Here is a 23,209-nt window from a genome sequence, read left to right as displayed (position 1 = left end):
AAAAATATAACATTTTGTTAATAAACGGATAACCTTAAGAATCAGAGAGATAGGAGGTTTTGATTATATTTGTAGTCCGCTTAAAAGTAATTAATTCATTCATTTCCCTCAATGATAAAAAATTATGCTTTCTGTTTGTTGGTGCTGTTGTGTACAGTTTGGTCTGGATTTACGCAGGTTAATGAATCGTTTTCGAATATTGGTACTGCATCATCTTCTTATTTAACTAGGACTTGGATAGGGGACGATAATTATGAATGGACAGCTAATGATGCAAGGACAGATCAAAATCTAACAGGAGAAGCTATTACCTTAAAAGAAGGTTCTTTATCAAACACCAATCCTATACCAAACGGTTGTGGCACGATTACCTTTGATTATAAAAAAGTTTTTAGTGGCAATTCAACACTAAAATTATTCATCAATGGGTTACAATATGGTGGTGATATACCTGTGACATTAACAACTCCTACAACATTTACCTTCGATGTTAATTTAAGTGGCTTAATTAATTTTGAATTGGAGAATAGTGGTAATAGAACTGTGGTTGATAATTTAACATGGACCACTTTTACTGCCTGCACACCCCCACCAAATCCCACAGGTACCATTTCTGGAATAACGCCTTACTGTAATGCTACGAATCTAAGCTATACAGGGCCTACACTTGCTAACACCATCAACTATTGGCAAACCAGCGCTACTGGCACTGCAACCACAAATAATACAGGTAGCGCCTATACCGTTACAGGTACAGGTACATATTATGTTAGAGCTTATAATACGGTAAGCTCTTGTTGGTCAACAGGAGCAGTAAGTTATGATGTCTCCATTAACACATTACCAATAATTTCAACACAGCCCAATAATGCCACACGCGTTATCCCAAATACGGCGAGTTTTTCGGTTACGGTAGCAGGATCGCCATCACCTACCTATCAATGGGAGGTTTCTGATAACGGTGGTAGTACTTGGACTAATGTCATAGGTGGCTCGGGGTCAACAAGTGCTAGTTATACGACTGTAGCAACATCAGCTTCCATGCATGCTAATCTATACCGTTGCGTCGTCACCAATACCTGTGGCGCTGTAACTTCTAATACCGCAACATTGACTTTGTCTAACCCTTCTCCTGTAAATGTTAATGACTTTATAGGTTGCTTTCAAGATACGAGCGTTGCGTTGAGCTGGAACCCGCCATCGTCTGGCACCACACCATCTGGGTATATTATTTTTGCTAAAGAAGGAGGTACAGATCCTGCAGGTTTAAAAACCGATGCTAATAGTTATACTGCAAATACAAATTTTTCCTTAGCGACACCTGTAACACCTGCGAGTTTGGGTAGAGTGGTTTACAAGGGCACTGGTGCATCTACTGTTGTTACAGGACTTGTTGAAGACACAAACTATTCCTTTACAGCATACTCCTATGTGGGAGAAACATTGACGGGCTGGGCTGGAGGCGCTACTAATGGTAGTACAATTACGAATGCCTTAGCTCAAGGCGATGTGAGAAATTTTGCCGCCACGCCTTTGACCAGCCAAGTCACCTTAAATTGGTTAAACCCATTGCCTACATCATGTTGGAATGATATTATAATTGTTGCTAATGAAGGAGCTGTTACGTTTACACCCACAGGAAATGGCTCAGCCTATACGGCCAATTCTGTTTACTCGGGCGCCAATTCAATTGTTTACAAAGGATCTGCAAATTCTGTTGCGATAACTGGACTTACCAATGGGACTAACTATTGCTTTAAAGCATTTATTAGAAGAGGTACTACCTGGACCGAAGGGGTAGCGATTTGTGCCGTGCCTTCTTTGACCTATTGTAATGCATCTGGAAACACCTCTTATGGTACTGGTATTACTGGAGTGGTATTTAACACTATAAATAATACTGGAACCTCTAGTACAAATGCCTATACCGATTTTACGTCCATTTCTACCAATGTTACTTTAGGTGCAAGTTATAATTTAGGCGTGATCGTAAATATTGATGGAGCCATTTCCGTATATACTAAAGTCTGGATTGATTGGAATCAAGATGGAAATTTTAATGGGGCAGGAGAAGTCTATGATTTGGGTTCTGATCAAAATACAAATGCTTCGGTTGATTTAAATACCGCGACTTCAAATTCACCAATAAATGTTGAAATTCCTAATAATGCAGCTATCGGTGCCACTCGAATGCGAGTTTTTACTCAGTATAATACAAGTCCGACACCTTGTTCTACTGGCAATAGTGGAGAGGTAGAAGACTATACTATTATTATTGATCAACCCGTTGGCGCTGAAATGAATATTAAAGGGAACACTATTTCTATTGCGAATGGCTTTAACGCGCCCTATGGCTTAAATAACACATTGTTTGGATCTACAAATGTTGGTGGTACTGGACCTGAAAAGACATTTTTAGTTGAAAATATTGGATTAACAAGTTTAAGCTTAACAGGAGTGCCTAAGGTTGAAATTATAGGAGCTAATCCAGCTGATTTTATAGTGACAATGCAACCAAGCACAGTCATTGGTGCTTCATCTAACTCATCTTTTAAGATTCAATTTTTCCCTATAGCCGACGGCACAAGAAATGCGACGGTACGCATTTTAAATACAGATGCAGATGAAAACCCGTATGAGTTTGATATTAAGGGAACAGGCGTATGTAGTGGGACTATAGCGAGCACTATTTTTCCAATAGAAGGCCCAGAAAACACAGAGGTTACCATCACGTCTCCTAACAATTTGACTAGCGCCTCTGCCACATTAAACGGAATAACGATGCCCACGGTTTCTTCCACAGCCACTGAATTAGTGGTTTTGGTTCCTGCAGAAGCTTCATCGGGGAATATACAGATCCTTTTTTCTACGGGCTGTTCTTCAGTAAAACCTTTTACTGTAATTGATAACTTACTTAATGGTTGTGAAAGCTCAACATCATCAGCGTTTTTAGAGGATCTATTTATTAGCAAATTATCTGATGCAACTACTGGTACGTCATCAATTATTGAAATATATAATGGCACATCCAATACGATCACGCTTGACGGTAATTATAGTATCCGCATTTTTAACAACGGCAATTCTTCACCGCAAAGTACAAATCCATTAACTGGATCTATTGCTTCTGGTGATGTTCATGTGCTCGCTATAGGGTCTACATCTTGTGATATTTCTGATGTGGACATAGATCAGTCCATTACAGGGATATCTGGTATTAACTTTGATTTCAATAGTTCAGATGCCATTGCTTTATATAAAAATTCGACATCTTCAGATATTGATATATTGGGGATTGCCTCTAGTGATTCTTGGGCAAATGGACTGGTTGCAGACGGTGATGGGGTAATTTTTAAGCGAAAAAACGACGCGTCACCACTGCCTAACCAAGGCGCTTTTAGCATTGACGATTTTGATTTGGTGGATTGGTCAACTTGTAGTGATTCTGATTATAGCGAATTTGGCGCTTATGACTTCTCTCTTGCAGCTTCGCCAACTGTTTTGGTCTTGAACAATCCACTTACCAATTGCTCAAATTTGATTCAGCTTTCTATTACTGCTTCCGAAGGTGTTCCTGAAGGATCAGGGCTCTCATATTCATGGTATTATTTAGTGCCTGGAAATACAAGTTTTGTCCCTATTCCAGATAATGATGATTTTGACGATGTAAACAGTTCAGATTTGAGTATTAACAATCCCTTCCTTTATGAAAGCTATCAGTTTTACTGTAGAGTTCAAGAAGGAAATGCCTCTTGTTATTCGGCGAGTAACGCTGTCAAACTCAGTTTTGATGTGATCACTTGGGATGGCGTTTGGTCATCGTCCCCAACGGGATTTGAAGTGGTTATTATAAACGCAGATTATGATACCAGTACTGATGTTGATGGTCAAACCAGCTTTACAGCCTGTAAGCTTATTGTCAATGCTGGTAGTGAGTTGACCATTGGCCAAGGAGATTATGTAGAAGTTGATAGCGATGTGACCGTAGATGGAGCAATTATTATAAAGCCAACAGGTTCTTTTGTGCAAGTTAATAATTCTGGACTGGTTCAAGGCGCCGTATTAGGAGATAGAACTAAAATTTCCGTAGAAAAACGAACCGCTCCATTGGCTACCTCTCAAGAATATACCTATTGGAGTTCGCCAGTTCAAGGAGAATCTATTATGAACGGGTTAAATGAAGCTTCAACGAATAGGCGTTATAAATATATTGCCCAAAACTATCTCGATGCCACCATGGAGTCTTCCAATAATAACGCGACATTACCAGGACAAGATGATGTTGACGATAATGGTGATGATTGGGAACAAGTATCTGGAACAGACGTCATGGAAACTGGTGTTGGCTATGCTGCCACCCATGGGAGTAGTGGTTTTATGCCAGGGCAATTCATTTATACTTTTGAAGGCCCATTTAATAATGGCGTCATAGAAGTACCTATTTATAGAAATGATGATGAGCTTAATGACAATAACTGGAATTTTATAGGCAACCCCTATCCCTCAGCTATTGATGCAGACGAATTTTTAGAAGCAAACGCAAGTATTGATCCCTCTGTAGGAGCCACTAATGGCGCCATTTACTTTTGGTCTCATCACACTATGGCAGATGATAATACCAATGGTAATGACGTTTTCAATTATTCGCAAAGTGATTATGCCATCATTAACGGCTCAGGTCAAACCGCTGGCGGTGATGAAATTCAACCCAGTCGAAATATTCCTTCTGGACAAGGATTTTTTATCTGCATGAGTAATGGCGTAGCAGCAACAGCTATAGGAGATAATATATTTACAACGAATGTTGTGTTTGATAATAATATGAGAGTTAGAGAAGAGGGTGATAATTCGCAATTTTTTAGAAGCTCAAGTAATGATGACAATAGACTGCATCTCAATCTCACCTCTGACAATGGCATTTTCAATCAGATTCTCATCGCTTATGTTGAGGGCGCGACCAATGGTGACGATGGCATGTATTATGATGCGCCTAAAAACTTATCATCAGATGCAAACGCTGTTTTTTACTCTACTATCAACGGTGATTCTGAGGGCAAGTTCGCAATTCAAGGGAAACCCACAAGTAGTTTAGATCCAGATGAAGTGATTCTCTTAGGGTTTTACACAGCTATTGAAGAGGCAACCCTTTATACCATTTCGATTGCACAATTAGAGGGTGAGTTTTTGAGTACGACTAGCATTTATCTTAAAGATAATTTCTTAAATACTGTCCATAACCTAAGTCTTAACGATTATAATTTTGCTTCGGAAACAGGAACCTTTAATGACCGTTTTGAAATTGTATTTTCACCAGCAACCTTATCTTCAAATCAGCAACGATTTATAAATAGTCTTCAAATTTTGGAGCTAAATGACGGTCGTGTTCAATTTTCAGTAGCTGAAACCATGAAAATGGACCGTATAGAAATTTTAGATCTTTTAGGCAGAACCCTCTACGATGTGAAATGCTCTTCTTTTATCGAAATTTTAGAACTCACTCAATTAAGTCAAGCCGCATATGTGGCTAAGGTGACACTGTCTAATGGGCAAGTTATTATCAAAAAAGCATTAAAACGGATGTAATAACTCGTTTCACTTAGCCGATTTCGTTTTTAGTTGAGTGTAGATCTTTTCAATCAGATTTTGATCTAAAGAAGTAAGGGAAGAGTCATCCGTTTCACTACCATAACAGATGGCTTTTTTAGGCTGTGATTCTCTCAGTCTCATAGCTACTTCTCAATCAAATGTGTTTAACTAGTATCTTAAATAACAGTATTTTACGGTGAATGTTGTTTTTATCGATTATAAACGATTTTCTTCGGTTTTATTCTTTAATGATGCTATTAATTGTTAATATTTGTAATAGCTATTAATTAATCTATAAACACTTATGAAAAATTTCACAAAATTTTTCATACCCGTTTTTTGTGGCGCTGCTGCATTAATTGGTATGGATGCAAATGCATTTCAAGATGACCCTGCAGGATGTTTCGCTGCAGAGGTCATAAATTTTAATCAAGGTCTTCAATCCAACGGCAATATGGTTTCTGAAAACCGCTCTGACGAAGGTATGGCTCTCGGCGAGCCAGACAGGTCAAATGCCCCTGGGGGATTTGTATCACTGGGGATTGATGGGTCTATTACACTACAATTTTCTGGTGCCGTTTATGATACTGCTGGAGCAGATATCAAGGTATGGGAAACTTCATTTGCTGGAGACGCCTGCTCAGGAAGTAGTGAAAGAGCAGAAGTAGAGGTGTCCCAAGACGGCTCAAACTGGATTTCAGCAGGAGAGGTCTGTAGAGATGGTGAAATCGATATCGCTGGTCTGGGTCTTTTTTATGTGTCTCAAATTAGAATTACAGATACTACAACTAGCGGTGGAGATGGTTATGACGTCGATGGGGTTGAAGCTTTAAACGGATGTCAGGATTTTCCAGGAGGAGAAGAAGGCGATGATGTGTGTTATGGTTCCGAAGCACTGAACTACTTTTCCGGTAACACGAAGAGTGGGAACGCAATAGCCTCTAACCGTATGGATCCTACCCAAGCTTTGGGTGAGCCAGAAAATGACGATACTATAAACTTTGTGTCTTTAGGATATGGAGGAGAAATAACCATTGGATTTGATGGTATTGTTTATAATGGACCCGGTGATGATCTTATGGTCTTAGAGACTACCTTTAACAATGCGACGTTTCAATCTTATCCAGAATCGGCCAGTGTACTTGTCTCTCAAGATGGGTTTCAGTTTTATGAGATTGGTATCAATGTGACAAATGAGTTTGCGTCTTTGGATATTAGCAATGCATCCGTATTCTTGCCATATATTACTCATGTTAAGGTTATTGATACCACTCCAGCAGAATCACAGTCAGAAGATGGCTTTGACCTTGATGGCGTTGTTGCACTAACGGGTTGCAATGATAATCCTAATGAAGAAACAGATGTCTGTAATAACTATGAAATGTTTTATACAGATAGTAGAGAAGGCGTAATTGGTTCTGAAATTTTTGGTGTTGAGTTTATAGGTAATGATGCGATGCTAAATTCAATAACAACAAGAGACTATTCTTTGCATTTGTCTTATGATGGTACAAATAACGTATTATATGCTATCAACAGCAACGGTTCTACCTTAGAAAGAATTGATCCTATAACAGGAACGTCTTTAGGGTTTATACCTCTACAAGGATTAAATACTGTAAGATGTAATGTGTTTTATGAAGGTAAAGTGTATTTAGCTTCCGAAAATCAAGATAGGATCGTTGAGGTCAATCCAATGGACGGATCTTATGTAAATGTGGCAACAGATGTACCTGTTGGTGGCGGTGATTTAGTTGTAAATGATGGTGATTTATACTTAGCCAGCAGAACAGGAAATCAACTGCTTTTAATTGCGGGAGGTTCTTCTTCTTTTGTTAGAACAATACCTGGAGGTGTCAACGGTTTGGCGCTTACACCTTCTAATGATCTATTGATGGCGAATTTTGGTGCAACAGCCTTTAATTTGTTTGATGGAGATGGAAATTTAACTGCAAACTATAATGTTATGGTCAACGGTGAATTATATACGCTAGAAAACGGAGATTTAGCAGCGGGTTGTAACTCTCTTAATGTTTCAGAACCCAATGATTGTGATCCAGAATTAGTTAATGGTGGTTTTGAACTTGAAAACACATTTAGCGGTCCATGGAAATATGTGCCCCAAGACGAGGTTCCAGGATGGAGTACAACTTCGGAATCGGGAACTATTGAAATTCAAAAAAGTGGAATGGTTAGCGGTAATGCTTCCAATTCAGGTGATTACCACTTTGAGCTAAATGGAAATGGTTTAAATACTTTGTATCAAGAAGTGTGTTCTACACCAGGAACAAATCTTGCGATTAGATTTTCCCATAAGAAACGTAGCTCAGGAGGTATTGATAAAATGGAATTATACCTTGGTGGAGATCTTGCAACAATAGAGAATAATGCTGCAATTCCTTACATCGCCAACGCAAATATGGAATGGAATGATAATGTATTTGTATATGAGGTTCCAGAAGGTCAAACATCTACTGTAGTCTACTTTAAGGCCATCAGCGGAACAAATAGTACCGTTGGTAATCTATTAGATGATATATCTGTAGAGGTTACCCTTGAGCAGCCAACAAACTTAGAGGAGCTTCTGGCTTTACTAAGCACACAAGAGCAAGAGATTTCTGTTAGTGATATCAGTATGTATCCGGTACCTGCAAAAGACCGATTGAATGTGACTCTAAATAGCCAAATGGGCGGACCGGTATCTTATGAGATCGTATCTGTTATGGGGCAGTCATTCAATAGAGGATCTGTAGAATCTTACTCTGGTCAAACAGAAATAAATACAGACATCTCTAATTTAGCAGATGGTACTTATTTCTTTGTAATAAACATGAATGGTAATACAATTACCAAGCAGTTTGTTAAGGCAACTAGGTAACACTTTAAAGTTTGATAAACTTCTGAAGCCAGCTCTTTTGAGCTGGCTTTTTTTTTATAAATAATTTTATTAAAAATAAGTACCGTTAGTCATTTGAAACAGCTTATTTCTTGTAGAGATCAATGGGAAATGTAAATGAGTAGATGAAACCGAATATCTGGATCGAGGATTCATAAAGAATAATGGTTTAAAAACTTTTATATAAGAGATTTTAGGTTGAGAAAATAGCCCTTTTTTAAACACTGAATTTTGTGCTCAATCGCAATATTTATTGACTCAAAAAGAGTTATATTGAACTAATAAACAGTTTGTTAAGAGCTTTATGTGCTTTGGTCGATTATTAATGATCTTCTTCGTTTTTCTTGTAATAATTCCATTTTTATAAATGACCTTTGTTATAGCTATTAATTAATCTATAAACACTTATGAAAAATTTTACAAAATTTTTATTGCCTGTTTTATGTGGTGCTGCCACTTTAATAGGAACGAATGCAAATGCATTCCAAAATGACCAAGAAGGATGCTCTCCTTCTGAGGTTGTAATGTTCAACCAAGGAATGCAATCCAACGGGAATGCTGTTGCTGGTGCTCGTTCTGATGCTTCTCAGGCATTAGGTACTCCAGATATGTCAAACGCTGCTGGCGGATTTGTGTCATTGGGTATTGACGGATCAATCACTTTATCTTTTACAGATGCTGTTCTTAACGGCCCTGGAGATGATCTTATGATTTATGAGACTTCTTTTTCAGGAGATACCTGTGGTGCTTCTGATGATGAATCAGCAATGATAGAGGTTTACAATTCGATTTCAGGATGGGTAGATGCTGGAACAATTTGTCGTGACGGAAGTGTAGACATTATTCTTCCATATGCAACTCAAATAAGAATTACAGACGTGACTACCAATGGTGGTGATGGATACGATGTTGATGGTATTGTTGCTTTAAATGGATGTGTTCTTGATTCTTCTGAAACAGATGGATGTTTTGCCATGGAAGTCGTTGCTTTTGAACAAGGTCTTGATAAAAATGGTAACCCAGTTGCAGCTGATCGTTCAGATGCTACTAAATCATTAAATGAGCCAGATAGATCAAATGCAGTTGGTGGATTTGTAACCTTAGGATTTTACGGTACAATTACTTTACAATTAAGTGGTGCTGTAGTTAATGGTGAAGGTGCAGATATCAAAATCTGGGAAACAACTTTTGCTGGAGATTCTTGTACAGATGTTAATCAAGAGACTGCTTTAATAGAGTTATCAGATGGTTTAACTTGGGTTGAAGCTGGTACTGTTTGCCGTGATGGAATGATTGATATAGAAGGTCTTGGTTTGCCTTTTGTCACCTATATTAGAATAACTGATTTAGGTACAAGCCCAAATGACGGTTATGATGTTGATGGAATAGAAGCATTATATGGTTGTACTCAGCCAGAGGAAGAAACTAACGAATGTTACGGAGCTTTCGCTATCAATTACCTACCAGGGACCAATAGTGCTGGAGAGCCATTTATGGTTGAAGAGCGTATGGATACTGATAAGGCTTTAGGTGCTCCACAGATCGATGAGACACTTAACTTCTTGTCTTTAGGATATGGAGGAGAGGTGACTATCGTTTTTGATGGTGCTGTTTATAATGCCGATGGTGCAGATATCGAGGTTGTTGAGACCACTTACGGTAACCAGTCTTTTGAATCTTACCCAGAGTCTGCTGACATCTATGTGTCTCAGAATGGGGTTGATTTTTATTTAATAGGATCTGTTCAAACAGATGAGGCTGATGATTTGGATATCAGCAATGCTCCAGTTGCCTTAGCGTTCATTACTCAGGTAAAAGTGGTTGATACTACTCCAGAAGGTTCTGTCTCTGGTGATGGATTCGATCTTGACGGTATCGTTGCTTTAACTGGTTGTTCTACTCCAGAAGATCCAGCTCCAGCGGGATGTTATGCAGCTGATTTCTTTAACTATGTTGAAGGTACTACCAAGAACGGTGGTGTTATCGATGCTATCAGAACAGAGACTCCTGAAAATGTTTTAGGGATGCCAGAAGGAACAGATGACTATGTATTTACAACTTTAGGATATGGTGGAGAGATCACATTGACTTTTGACGGTGCGGTATTAAACCAAGCAGGTCCAGATTTATTCTTTGTAGAAACATCTTTCAACAAGCCTTTAGGATGTGAGACTTATCCTGAGTATGCTGATGTTTATGTGTCTGCGGATAACTTTACATATAATTATGCTGGTACGGTTTGTAAATCTAATGCTACGATTGATATTTCTGATGCAGGAGATTATGATTATATAAATTATGTGAAGGTGGTGAACAACAACGATATGACTACAACTCCAGATGGATATGATTTAGATGGTGTTATTGCACTTGCGACTTGTGCAGAATTTGATATGGCAACGTTCTTTGCTAATCAACAAGCAGCGTTAACTGCCAATCAGTTAGAGGCAAACGATTTAGGCTTTGTGTCTTATCCAAACCCAACTACTGGTATCTCAAACGTAGAGTTTGTTGCTAAGACTAGCGGTAAGGTATTGATCGAGGTGTATGACATCAATGGTCGTAACATCGCCCAAGTATTCAACGGAGAGACTTTTGCTGGTCAACAGTACAAGGCAGACTTCAACGGAAGTAACCTTTCATCAGGTCTGTATATCTACAAGATTACAACTAACAACACTTCTATTACAGAGAAATTTATCATTTCTAAATAATATAAGTTAGTTATATAGTAAATTTTAAGACTGCCCGAAAGGGCAGTCTTTTTTTTCTCAAATTATTCTCAAAAGCGAGGAGAGACGTCGATTTAGAAAATTATGCTCTAGTCTTTTTAACTTAGAATTACGCTTTTATAAGATTTGAAATGGCTTAAATTTTTAGTGCTGTCATTGTTAATATCTGTTCGAATATTTTTAAAATCAAGATTTTTAATGAGCATTTAGTTATTATCTATTTTTAGTTGTAGGGAACTTATAGAGAATTAAACTACAGTTGTTTAGAGCTAAAATTGTGCTTTGGTCGATGAATATCGGTCTTCTTCGATAGTTTTGCTATTAATCCAATTTTATTAACAATCTTTGCTCTAGCTATTAATTAATCTATAAACACTTATGAAAAATTTTACAAAATTTTTATTACCTGTTTTATGTGGTGCTGCCACTTTAATGGGAACGAATGCAAATGCATTCCAAAATGACCAAGAAGGATGCTCTCCTTCTGAGGTTGTAATGTTCAACCAAGGAATGCAATCCAACGGGAATGCTGTTGCTGATGCTCGTTCTGATGCTTCTCAGGCATTGGGTTCTCCAGACATGTCAAACGCTGCTGGCGGATTTGTGTCATTGGGTATTGACGGATCAATCACTTTATCTTTTACAGACGCCGTTCTTAATGGTCCTGGAGATGATCTTATGATCTATGAGACTTCTTTTTCAGGAGATACCTGCGGTGCTTCTGATGATGAATCAGCAATGATAGAAATTTACAATCCAGTTTCAGGATGGATGAATGCTGGTACAATTTGTCGTGATGGTAGTGTTGACTTCGGTTCTTATCCTTTTATAACTCAAGTAAAAATTACAGATGTTACTACCAATGGTGGTGACGGATATGATGTTGACGGTATTGTTGCATTAAATGGTTGTGGTGATCCACAAGATGGGGAGAACGAATGTTACGGAGCTTTCGCTATCAATTACCTACCAGGGACCAATAGTGCTGGAGAGCCATTTATGGTTGAAGAGCGTATGGATACTGATAAGGCTTTAGGTGCTCCACAGATCGATGAGACACTTAACTTCTTGTCTTTAGGATATGGAGGAGAGGTGACTATCGTTTTTGATGGTGCTGTTTATAATGCCGATGGTGCAGATATCGAGGTTGTTGAGACCACTTACGGTAACCAGTCTTTTGAATCTTACCCAGAGTCTGCTGACATCTATGTGTCTCAGAACGGTATTGATTTTTATTTAATAGGATCTGTTCAAACAGATGAGGCTGATGAATTGGACATTAGCAATGCTCCAGTTGCTTTAGCTTTTATTACTATGGTAAAAGTTGTCGATACTACTCCAGAAGGTTCTGTCTCTGGTGACGGATTCGATCTTGACGGTATTGTTGCTTTAACTGGTTGTTCTACTCCAGAAGATCCAGCTCCAGCGGGATGTTATGCAGCTGATTTCTTTAACTATGTTGAAGGGACTACCAAGAACGGTGGTGTTATCGATGCTATCAGAACTGAGACTCCTGAAAATGTTTTAGGGATGCCAGAAGGTACAGATGACTATGTATTCACAACATTAGGATATGGTGGAGAGATCACATTGACTTTTGACGGTGCGGTATTAAACCAAGCAGGTCCAGATTTGTTCTTTGTAGAAACAACTTTCAACAATCCAATAGGATGTGAGACTTATCCTGAGTATGCTGATGTGTACGTTTCTGCGGATAACATCAACTATTATATGGCAGGTACGGTTTGTAAGACCAACGCTACAATTGATATTTCTGATGCTGATACCCCAGGTGGTGTTGACTTTGATTTCATCAACTTCGTAAAAGTGGTGAACAACAACGATATGACTACAACTCCAGACGGATATGACTTAGATGGTGTTGTTGCACTTGCGACTTGCGTAGAATTTGATATGGCAACATTCTTTGCTAATCAACAAGCAGCTTTAACTGCCAATCAGTTAGATGCAAATGATTTAGGCTTCGCGTCTTATCCTAACCCAACTACTGGTATCTCAAACGTAGAGTTTGTTGCTAAGACCAGTGGTAAGGTATTGATCGAGGTTTATGACATCAACGGTCGTAACATCGCCCAAGTATTCAACGGAGAGACTTTTGCTGGTCAACAGTACAAGGCAGACTTCAACGGAAGCAACCTTCCATCAGGTCTGTATATCTACAAGATTACAACTAACAACACTTCTATTACAGAGAAATTTATCATTTCTAAATAATATAAGTTAGTTATATAGTAAATTTTAAGACTGCCCGAAAGGGCAGTCTTTTTTTTGTCTATTCTCAACTCAATAAATAGATTGAAAGCGATAAGCAATGCTAGAATTAGATTGTTGATTCTCCCTTTTCAGAAGGCAGATCAATGAAGTCTTTAATTTGCATTCATCTTAAATGGATAATTTAAGGACTCTATTAAAAATGATAAGATACGATCTGATCTAAAGCTTCCCAAGTCTTAGAACTATTGGATAGTAGCTCAAAATAAAGATAGCATAGTTCAAAAGGTCAATTTAAAAATAAGAGTTGGATGCTATGAAGGTGGTAGAACGCTTCCTTTTTTAAAAGCGTAATAAAGACTGTTTCATTCGTTTCCGAAGTACAAATTACTAAGGTGCTTGTGTGTTTTTCTAAAGCTGATATTTAAAACTGAGAATCAAATTTCTACCGGCTGCTGCAATACCAGAAGAGTAGGTCTGGTAACGTTGATCTGTGATATTTTCTAAAGTAGCCGTTAAAATAAGAGCATCACTAAATTGATATTGTGATCTTAAATTAAGCGTATACCATGATGGTGCATACGGGTTTCCATTAGCATCTAAAGCATAAATATAATCTTTCTCCACCTCTGATGGGGCCAGCTGGTTATATGATAATTCGTTATTATATTCTGCAAAGGCATCTAATTTTAAATTGTCTTTTTGCCAAACAAAATGGGTGTTTCCAAAATAAGGAGCAATATGTCTAACAGGAACTTCAATACCGTTGTCTTCCTCTGTTCCGCCAATAATATTATATTGAGAAGTTAATTTTACTTTCTGAGAGACCCGAAATTCGATACCAGCTTCAAAGCCGTAAATCCAAGCTTTAGATGCGTTTTGAATGGCCTGAACATTACTCAATTCGCCATCATAGGTAATTTCAGCTGCACCATTAAGTTGGTAATCTCTTCTAACGAGTGCGTTATCTAAAAACGTGTAATAGGTAGCGAGATCAACCAAAAATCTATCATTGAATTTGAGAGACAATCCTAATTCACCTCCATAAGCATATTCTGGATTCAGATTTTGATTTGGGACCACAACAGACCCTGGTTCAGAATCAAATACCTTACCAATATCATCAATATTAGGCGCTCTAAATGCAGTAGAGGCATTTAAGCGCCATTGCATTATTGGGTTTGGTAACCAACTCATACCGGCAGTACCTGTTAGGGCACCAGTATTGATATTCGCCTCATTAAATGGAAGGTTTAAATATTGATTGTTTTCTGTGAGATCAGCATCAATTAAGATATGATTATACCGTAATCCCGATTGAAATATAAATACTTCATTCGGTTTATATTTGAAATTAGCATAAGCCGCGGCAGATTGCCATGTAGATCCGTTAGGGTATCTCGAGACTTTAGGTGAACTGGCGTTAGTTGAAATATCAGTTACGTTGCCAGTTGATTTTACCTTATCATAAACATACTCTATACCATAAAATATGCTGCTTTTTGAAGATGAATCTTTTTCAAAATCTATATTTAGAGAGTAGGCGTCCACAGCTTCTTCTCTAGTATTTCTTAAACTAGACTGAAAATCACGATCAAAGCGACTCTCTTGAAAATTTTGATAGGCTAAAGTGGCTTGTATTTTATCGTATAAATTTGAGCTACTACTTATTTTCGTGACTTGAAAATTTCCCATAAACCAACGTTGTGGTCCGTAATTCCATTCTGCAGAGCGTAACTCATCTCTACGATATCTAATCAATCGATCGTATCTTGGAAAATCTGAGGTCGTTGTATAATACAGGCCCAAGTCAAAGCTAAGATTGTCTTTTGGCTCGTACCGTACTTTTTGAAGTAAGTTAAGCTGGTTATATCCTGTGGGCACCTGAACACGAGGATTTTTATTTTCAACAATAACATCTTGGCTGTTTATAGACGTCACGTATTCTGGTCTTAGATATTCATCAGGACCATGTTTTCCCATTCTAAGATCATCAAAATCGGTATAACTGACGCTAGTGAGAAACCCCCAATTTTTTACACCTAAATTAATATCGAAATGACCTGTTTTCTCATGATTAGCAGAGGCGTATCTTGTAATAGCATTGGCGTCTAACCTCAAAGAATCTGTAAATGATAGTTTCGGTTTTTTTGTATAAAAACTCATTACCCCACCTATGGCATCACTGCCGTAAACAACAGATCCGGCACCCAAAGTAATCTCGGTGTTTTGAACTGTAAAGGGATCTACAGAAATTACGTTTTGTAAATTACCTCCTCTAAATATGGCGTTATTCATACGAACGCCATCTACAGTGATCAATAGTCTATTTGTAGAAAACCCTCTTATCATTGGACTGCCACCGCCAAGTTGACTCTTTTGAATATAAACGTTACCTGTGCTCTCCAACAGGTCTGCGCTGGTTTGAGGGTTTTCAAAAGCGATAGCGCTTGCACTTATATTCACTATAGTTTGAGGGATATCTCGCTTACTTTGTTCAAACCTTGAAGCCGAAATTAAAACCTGATCTAAACCTTCTACTTTCGGTTCGAGATACATAAGAAAGCCTGCGCTTTCAAGTTTTGACTTTTTAATAGATATTGTTTTGTAAAGTATATTCTGAAATGTAATCAATTCAGTATTTGAGAACAGATCAAGAGCGGCTTTCCCATCTAAATCTGTAATAACAGATGTTGTTTTTTTAACGTTGAAAATGGCAACACCCGAAATAGGTTCTTTAGATTCAGTATCTAGCACTTGTACTTGCTGAGAAAAAGATAAGCTCAAATAAAAAAAAGTTATCACTGAAAGAATGGATTTCATAAAATAGGATGGTACTTTTAATGGAAAACTTGATTAAAAATTTGAAGAGACTTGGGATTTTTAAAGCTGCCCAAATGTAATTCAAAATATAACAAAAGCATATTCAAAAAAGATTGTCTTTGTTTTGAACTTAACTTCAGGTCTTCTAAGTCATCAAATTTTATGCCCAATAACTGTTTTAAGACAGTTAAATTTTCTCCGTAGACACTGTAGGTATCTTTTTTAGTAGGTTCAAAAAGCCCGTTATTTAAGTTGAAGTATGCCTCATGGGTGTTTAAGGTATCTGGATAGAAACCGAGATGCTTTGTGAGATCCAGTAAAAACAGTAAATGAAAATTAGAAAAACTATCTTGAAGATCTAGCCATTGTAAGGTAGTTTCTAAATAGTTGTAAAGCTGTAGATTTTGCTCTTCCTCTTTTAAAACCATTGCCAAAACCTCGGCAACAAACATGGTAATAGCACTCTTTAACACATTAGTATGCAGGCTAATGTAAGCATAGTGAAGCTTTACCTCTTTAATATATTGTAGTGATTGATTTGCCCTAGAATTTTCATCAATTTCTAGCTGGGATAAGAGTTGATAATAGGCGGTTTGAGACGATCCTTTTCTGTTTTTTAACGCCCCTCTAACCAAATAACTTACAATACCATTTTGCTCAGTGAAACACTTTACAATGAGATCACTGTCGCGGTACTTGAGTTTTGAAATGACAATGGCCTTAGTTTTAATGAGCATAATTAAAGACCTCTTTTACCGTACAATCATTACTTTGAGCACCTTAGTTTCAAAAGAGTCCAAATCTGAGATGAGCATCAAATAGACCCCTGAAGCAACAACATTGCCTCTCAGATTCTTACCATTCCAAATGCCTGTTCCACCATCAATAGCAAAATTATATCCCGAACGTGATGACCTTTGATTGATTTGAGATTGGGCTTCGGCTACAAGGTTGCCCTCAATATCTGTAATTTTGATATTAACATTTTCAGTGAGTCCAGAAATTTTAATCCCATTATTGATGTTATTCAAATCATCAAACCCAAGAATATCATACTCAGGCCTTACGGGATTTGGATAGATATAAGCATCAGCCAATGTTTCTTGAGGTCTTGTTCCGCCTGAGCCAAAGGAGACCAGTCCTTTAGATGTAGAAATATATACCTTTCCAGAGACCTGATCAATGGATATGTCTGATATAGCATTAGATGGTAAGGGAGAATTTCTCGTTGTGAATTGGTATATGGTCTCTTGACCATCAGATGATAAATAGAATATTCCTGAATCTAGTGTACCAACCCATTTATTGTTTGAACCATCTACCTTTATGTCAGTAATAAATTGATTTGAGAGTAATTCTGTAGGTATGCCGTTTTCTAAAATTACAATGGTATTTACACTTGGGGTTGGGTCTGTTGTAAATTCAGAAGTATTAAATAAAACTCGTAATCCTCTATCGGTACCTATCCAAACTTGATTGTTATTATCTATAGCAACTGCTCTTGCTGTAGAAGCAGGCATATTTTGTTCTTCTGTACTAACATTGTTGATCTCGTTGCTGTTTGTGTCAAAACCAATTAATCCATTTCTATAAGATGCTATCCATATTTTGCCGTCATTACCGACATCAATATCACCGAAGCCTAATTCATCTTCTATTGGAGACTGTATGAGCTCCGAGAAGCTAAACGATTGCCACTGATCTGTTGTGGGGTCATAAGATTTTAAGGGTCTCTCAACCAATGAGGTTACAGTCCATAGAATTCCATTTTGGTCAAATTTAGAATCGGATACCCTAATACTTATAAAATTAGGATCGTTCAAAACAAGTGACTCAAGTCCACTGTTAGTCTGATCATATAGTATTGTGGGGGTGCCATTGTTAAATTCAAGTAATCCTCGTTGAAATGAGCTTACAAATACTTGATTAGGATTAAATGGATTGATTGAAATGTCACAAAGATTAGGTGCATTAAATAGACTATCGTAGGGAATATTTGACCATACCCCGTTGAGCAGACGACTTATGCCTCTTCTATTTAAAGGTCCTGGATTATAAGATGCCGTATATTCTCCATAAGACATCCAAAGCTCTTCATCACCAGCTTCTATTTTAAATCCTTGGTTACTTAAGGGGCCGTCTGGTCTGATCTCAAGAAATTCATCGACTTCGTTTTCAGCTTTCAAAACACCAAAACTTCCTGTTGCTATAAAGACAGCGCCATCATTTATTGTAGCTGCCAAAAAATTTGTGTCAAAATTATCATTAGGTGAATAGCTAGACTGTAGTGAAAAATTAGATGAATAGACAAACGTATTGTTTTGTGTTGTAACCACTAGCCTGTCCTCAACTGCTGTTAAATCATTCGGAAGGCTAGGATAAGTAAATAAGGGAATAAGGTTGTCATTTGTTATTTGGGACAATATGCTATTGGACTGCAAAGCATATAGATTGTTTGCAGTACTTTCAACTGCTGTGAAATTACCATCAGCAATACTAGTCCAATTCTCAAAATCTATAAGATTTGGGTTAGAAAGAGATGCTTTTCTTAACCCACTATTAGATCCACAGGCAGCATAAATATCATTGTTGATAATTGCAGTTTGATTAATATTTATTTGTGCACCTCCGTTTCCTATAAAAAAAGTGTCGCCAAACTGTAAGGTATTTAAATCATAAACTGAAATTCCGAAATCTGCTGAAATATAAACTAAACCGTCCTTTTCATTAAAATGATTTATCCTTTTTGAAATAGGGCTAATTGTTTCTTTTTCTAGAATATCGACTACAGATAATATATTATCATCAGATTCTGAATAGACTTCGATAAGTCCCGTTTCATAACCAATCAGTAATAGTTCAAAATCCTCTATAAAGGTTATAGTGGATATGATTTCTCCAGATAAGCCATTAATTGTAGTTAGAGTCGAAATTTCATTTGTAAGAACATCATAACTAAAAATAGCGTTCTCTGCTGCAGCGTAAATTTTTTCATTTCCCTGAGTAATGGCATTGATTTCGAAATACGAAAAATAACCTTCCCACTGGGATGGGAAATCTTGCGCCTGATGAATGAACGACATCAAAAGAAAACAAACAAGGATAACTTTTTTTATCATTATGTAATTAATTTATATCAAAGATATTTAATACTAACGATTAATTATGGGTTATCATATAACAGAATAAAAAAAGGCTTTCTATCCAAATACATTGAATAGAAAGCCTTTTACAATTTTAGGTCATAGCTTATACCACTCCCTGCGCTAACATAGCATCGGCAATTTTAACAAAACCAGCAATGTTTGCTCCTTTAACGTAATCTACGTGACCGTCATCATCTTTGCCGTATTCAACACAAGCTTCATGAATATCGTTCATAATTTTATGAAGTTTTTCATCCACTTCTTCTGCCGTCCAACTGAGACGTAATGAATTTTGGCTCATCTCTAATCCAGAAGTAGATACACCACCAGCGTTAGATGCTTTTCCTGGAGAAAATAGCACTTTTGCTTTATGTAGCACTTCAATTGCTTCTGCAGTAGTAGGCATATTTGCACCCTCTGCAACCGCAATGACATTATTCTTAACTAGCATTTTTGCTTCTTCTTCGTTAAGCTCGTTTTGAGTAGCACATGGCATAGCAACATCACAATTTACAGACCATGGTCTTTCTCCTTCGTGATAAGTTGCGCCTTTGTAGGTATCTAAATAGTCACTGATTCTTCCACGATCTTCATTTTTGATTTTCATAATGACCGCTAATTTTTCGGCATCAATACCATCAGCATCATGAATATAACCAGAAGAATCAGACATGGTAACAACTTTAGCGCCTAATTGTATTGCTTTTTCACAAGCATACTGAGCAACGTTTCCAGAGCCAGAGATAACAACGGTTTTCCCTTCGAAAGAATCGTTTTTAGTCGCCAACATATTATTTGCAAAATAAACACATCCGTAGCCTGTTGCTTCAGGACGCATTAAAGAGCCACCATAAGAAAAGCCCTTACCAGTAAGTACTCCTGTAAATTCATTTCTTAGTTTTTTGTATTGACCAAACATAAATCCTATTTCGCGTCCTCCAACACCAATATCACCAGCAGGCACATCGGTATTTGGACCAATGTGTCTAAATAATTCGCTCATAAAAGATTGACAGAAGCGCATCACCTCATTGTCACTTTTTCCTTTAGGATCAAAATCAGAACCACCTTTTCCACCACCCATAGGTAAGGTGGTCAAAGAGTTTTTGAACACTTGCTCAAAACCTAAAAATTTAAGAATACTCAAATTTACTGTGGGATGAAATCTTAAACCCCCTTTGTATGGGCCAATGGCAGAATTAAATTCTACTCTAAAGCCCCGGTTCACTTGGGTGTTCCCATTATCATCAATCCATGGTACTCTAAAGATTATGGTACGTTCTGGCTCAACCATCCGTTCTAATAACATTTTCCCTTTGTATTTAGGATTGTTTTCTATAAACGGTATTACAGTTTCTGCAACTTCATGAACCGCTTGTAAAAATTCGGTTTCATGACTGTTTTTTTCTTTTACAAGATGTATAAAAGCGTCTATTTTATCTTTCATCTATTAAATTATTAATAATCAATGTTGATTTTAAAAGCACAAAGATACATTATCTATAAAATTTAAGCTTATAAATTTTGATATTCTCATTGAAAATTAGCCGTTTTGATTATACGATAAACAAAAGGGAGAACGTTTTATTTAAAGGGGTGATTTACTTTTATTTGCAGGTTAGAGCAGTTTTTATATATTTGTTTACAAAAAAAAGCCCTCAACAATAACGCAAGCTATGATGCTTAACTATAAACACTTATCATTTATTTTCTTTTTTGTTATAGGAATGAGTGAAGGCTTTAGCCAATTTAGATTTTCCAATGAAATTGGTGTTGTTCTTGGTCCAGTCGCTTTTCAGTCAGATTTTGGAGAGCGTAAAGATTTTGAAACCAATGCAGGAAACACGAGTTTTGGCGTAGGGATTGTACATTACATGAACTTTACTTTTTTAAGAAGCTACAATAGCAGGTCGCGATCAAGTTTTTTTAATCAACATTTTAAGGTTCGAAACGAACTCTCTTTTTCTAAAATAAAATTGAATCATTTTGGGAAATGGGTTGACGAGGCAAGACAAAGCGAAAATGCAGAACGCCTGAGAAGACATTCTGGTAGTGCCCAAAATATAAATATAGGATCTCAATTAGAGTATTTCCCGCTAAGTATTAGAGAATTTGAGGCAATTAATTTTTCTTTTATGCCATATGTAAGCCTAGGTTTGCAGTATACTGTGTTTAGTCCCACTGTAGAGACTACTTATGGCAATGGCAGTATCAATGATCCTGACAATTTTTATCAACCTTGGGTTCAAGCTACAGATCCTAATTTTATAGAAGACAGTTTTTTGTTTGACGGCAGTGCATCAACAATATCGGTTGTTGGTAGTGTTGGTACAAGATATAAATTGACGACGCTTTCTGATCTTGTATTTGACTTAAAGTGGCAGTACTTTTTTGATGATAGGATTGATGGTTTAGACCATAACTTAAGATCAAATAAATCCAACGATTGGTTAGTCTGGCTAAATGTAGGCTATATTATTTATTTGGATAATAACTAGGGCATATCAAACGTATCAAACAAAAAAGACCAAGTGAAACTCACTTGGTCTTTTTAATTTATAGAAACTATATGTTTTAACCAATAGCCTGTTTGAGGTCATTTATTAAATCTTCTTGATCTTCAATACCAACACTAAGTCGTATTAAGGAATCTACAACTCCTGTTTTTTCACGTTCTTCTTTAGGGATGCTCGCATGGGTCATACTTGCAGGATGACCTGCTAAAGACTCTACACCTCCTAAAGATTCAGCTAAGGTAAACACCTTTAAGCGCTCTACAATGCTAATGGCTTTATCATAATCGTTGCCTTTTGTGGTGAAAGACACCATACCGCCAAAATCTTTCATCTGTGATTTCGCCACAGCATGATTGGGGTGACTTTCAAAACCTGGCCAATAGACGTCTTGAATGTCTGGATGACTCGCTAAATATTCGGCAACAGCTCGTCCGTTCTCACAATGGCGCTGCATTCTTACATGTAAGGTCTTTATGCCTCGAAGTGCTAAAAAGCTATCTTGAGGACCACAAACAGCCCCACTTGCATTTTGAATAAAATAAAGGCGATCAGCCAATTCCTTATCATTTACAACCAAAGCTCCCATAACTAGATCACTATGACCTCCAATGTATTTTGTAACAGAGTGCATCACAATATCTGCGCCCAAATCTAAGGGTTGTTGTAAATATGGTGTGGCAAAGGTATTATCTACTGCCAATAACACCTTATGTTTTTTTGCAATAGCTGCCGTAGCTTTGATATCGATGACATTCATCATTGGGTTGGTTGGTGTTTCTACCCAGATAAGTTTTGTGTTCTCGTTGATATAGTCTTCAATAGCTTCGGCATTTTCCATTCCTACAAAATGAAATGTAATCCCGAATTTTTTAAATATACTGTTGAATAGTCTATATGATCCGCCATATAAATCGTTGGTTGAAACCACTTCATCACCAGGCTCAAGAAGTTTGATCACAGCATCAATAGCTGCTAAACCCGAACCAAAAGCCAAACCATGGTTTCCATTTTCAATACTGGCAAGTGCATTTTCCAAAGCACTTCGGGTTGGATTTCCACTTCGTGAGTATTCAAAACCCTTATGTCCTCCTGGAGTAGATTGTGCGTAAGTAGACGTTTGATAAATAGGTGGCATCACTGCTCCATAAGCTGGATCTGGCTTTTGACCACCATGTATTGTTTTTGTATTAAATTTCATTGAATGAGTTTTAAGAAAGTGTTCGGTAGGTTAGCTACCAAAACCTTTAAATATTAAATAATTACTAGCAAATTTAAGGT

Annotated in this window: 10 protein-coding genes; 5 read left to right on the top strand and 5 right to left on the bottom strand. The window is 37.3% G+C overall.

The features are described 5' to 3' along the window. The first annotated feature begins 111 nt into the window (after nt 1-111). The 4 genes from P176_RS0108095 (at nt 112) to P176_RS0108080 (ending at nt 13,449) form a co-directional block, all read left to right on the top strand. Nucleotides 112-5,583: a GEVED domain-containing protein gene (locus P176_RS0108095; protein WP_026754232.1), complete on the top strand. Its 5,472-nt coding sequence runs from the start codon at nt 112-114 to the stop codon at nt 5,581-5,583. Between the two features lie 307 nt (nt 5,584-5,890). Continuing rightward, a complete protein-coding gene (locus P176_RS0108090; RefSeq protein ID WP_026754231.1) occupies nt 5,891-8,464 on the top strand; it encodes a T9SS type A sorting domain-containing protein in 2,574 nt (857 codons plus the stop codon). Nucleotides 8,465-8,889: 425 nt separating this feature from the next. Then, the gene (locus P176_RS0108085; protein WP_026754230.1) at nt 8,890-11,196 is read left to right on the top strand and encodes a T9SS type A sorting domain-containing protein; all 2,307 of its coding nucleotides are present in this window, start codon (nt 8,890-8,892) and stop codon (nt 11,194-11,196) included. 396 nt (nt 11,197-11,592) lie between these two features. After that, a complete protein-coding gene (locus tag P176_RS0108080; protein WP_026754229.1) occupies nt 11,593-13,449 on the top strand; it encodes a T9SS type A sorting domain-containing protein in 1,857 nt (618 codons plus the stop codon). Nucleotides 13,450-13,857: 408 nt separating this feature from the next. Here P176_RS0108080 and P176_RS0108075 read toward each other — a convergent pair whose 3' ends face one another. From P176_RS0108075 to gdhA, 4 genes are all read right to left on the bottom strand, one after another. Then, a complete protein-coding gene (locus P176_RS0108075) occupies nt 13,858-16,269 on the bottom strand; it encodes a TonB-dependent receptor domain-containing protein (RefSeq protein WP_026754228.1) in 2,412 nt (803 codons plus the stop codon). A gap of 17 nt (nt 16,270-16,286) precedes the next feature. Then, the gene (gene recO / locus P176_RS0108070) at nt 16,287-17,006 is read right to left on the bottom strand and encodes a DNA repair protein RecO (protein ID WP_026754227.1); all 720 of its coding nucleotides are present in this window, start codon (nt 17,004-17,006) and stop codon (nt 16,287-16,289) included. Between the two features lie 15 nt (nt 17,007-17,021). Beyond that, entirely contained in the window at nt 17,022-19,388 is a 2,367-nt protein-coding gene (locus tag P176_RS0108065) for an ABC transporter substrate-binding protein (RefSeq protein ID WP_037348824.1), read from the bottom strand. Between the two features lie 130 nt (nt 19,389-19,518). Next, nucleotides 19,519-20,862, bottom strand: a complete 1,344-nt coding sequence (gene gdhA / locus P176_RS0108060; protein WP_026754225.1) for an NADP-specific glutamate dehydrogenase — start codon at nt 20,860-20,862, stop codon at nt 19,519-19,521. A 229-nt stretch (nt 20,863-21,091) separates the two neighbouring features. On the opposite strand from gdhA, the gene P176_RS0108055 reads away from it, so the two are divergent. Further along, complete coding sequence (locus P176_RS0108055) at nt 21,092-21,913, top strand: hypothetical protein (protein WP_051605431.1); 822 nt, start codon at nt 21,092-21,094, stop codon at nt 21,911-21,913. Nucleotides 21,914-21,989: 76 nt separating this feature from the next. Here the strand turns inward: P176_RS0108055 and P176_RS0108050 are convergent, their stop codons facing one another. After that, a complete protein-coding gene (locus P176_RS0108050) occupies nt 21,990-23,129 on the bottom strand; it encodes a cystathionine gamma-synthase (RefSeq protein ID WP_026754223.1) in 1,140 nt (379 codons plus the stop codon). Nucleotides 23,130-23,209: the final 80 nt, after the last annotated feature.

Source organism: Sediminibacter sp. Hel_I_10, from assembly GCF_000688335.1.
In the GTDB taxonomy this organism is placed as follows: Bacteria; Bacteroidota; Bacteroidia; order Flavobacteriales; family Flavobacteriaceae; genus Psychroserpens.
This window is presented reverse-complemented; position numbering and strand designations above follow the sequence as displayed.

Bases quoted from the DNA above. Each gene is read 5' to 3' on its own strand.
- P176_RS0108085 (WP_026754230.1), top strand. From the start codon at position 8,890: ATGAAAAATTTTACAAAATTTTTATTGCCTGTTTTATGTGGTGCTGCC.
- P176_RS0108065 (WP_037348824.1), bottom strand. From the start codon at position 19,388: ATGATAAAAAAAGTTATCCTTGTTTGTTTTCTTTTGATGTCGTTCATT.
- gdhA (WP_026754225.1), bottom strand. From the start codon at position 20,862: ATGAAAGATAAAATAGACGCTTTTATACATCTTGTAAAAGAAAAAAAC.
- P176_RS0108055 (WP_051605431.1), top strand. From the start codon at position 21,092: ATGATGCTTAACTATAAACACTTATCATTTATTTTCTTTTTTGTTATA.
- P176_RS0108095 (WP_026754232.1), top strand. From the start codon at position 112: ATGATAAAAAATTATGCTTTCTGTTTGTTGGTGCTGTTGTGTACAGTT.
- recO (WP_026754227.1), bottom strand. From the start codon at position 17,006: ATGCTCATTAAAACTAAGGCCATTGTCATTTCAAAACTCAAGTACCGC.
- P176_RS0108075 (WP_026754228.1), bottom strand. From the start codon at position 16,269: ATGAAATCCATTCTTTCAGTGATAACTTTTTTTTATTTGAGCTTATCT.
- P176_RS0108080 (WP_026754229.1), top strand. From the start codon at position 11,593: ATGAAAAATTTTACAAAATTTTTATTACCTGTTTTATGTGGTGCTGCC.
- P176_RS0108090 (WP_026754231.1), top strand. From the start codon at position 5,891: ATGAAAAATTTCACAAAATTTTTCATACCCGTTTTTTGTGGCGCTGCT.
- P176_RS0108050 (WP_026754223.1), bottom strand. From the start codon at position 23,129: ATGAAATTTAATACAAAAACAATACATGGTGGTCAAAAGCCAGATCCA.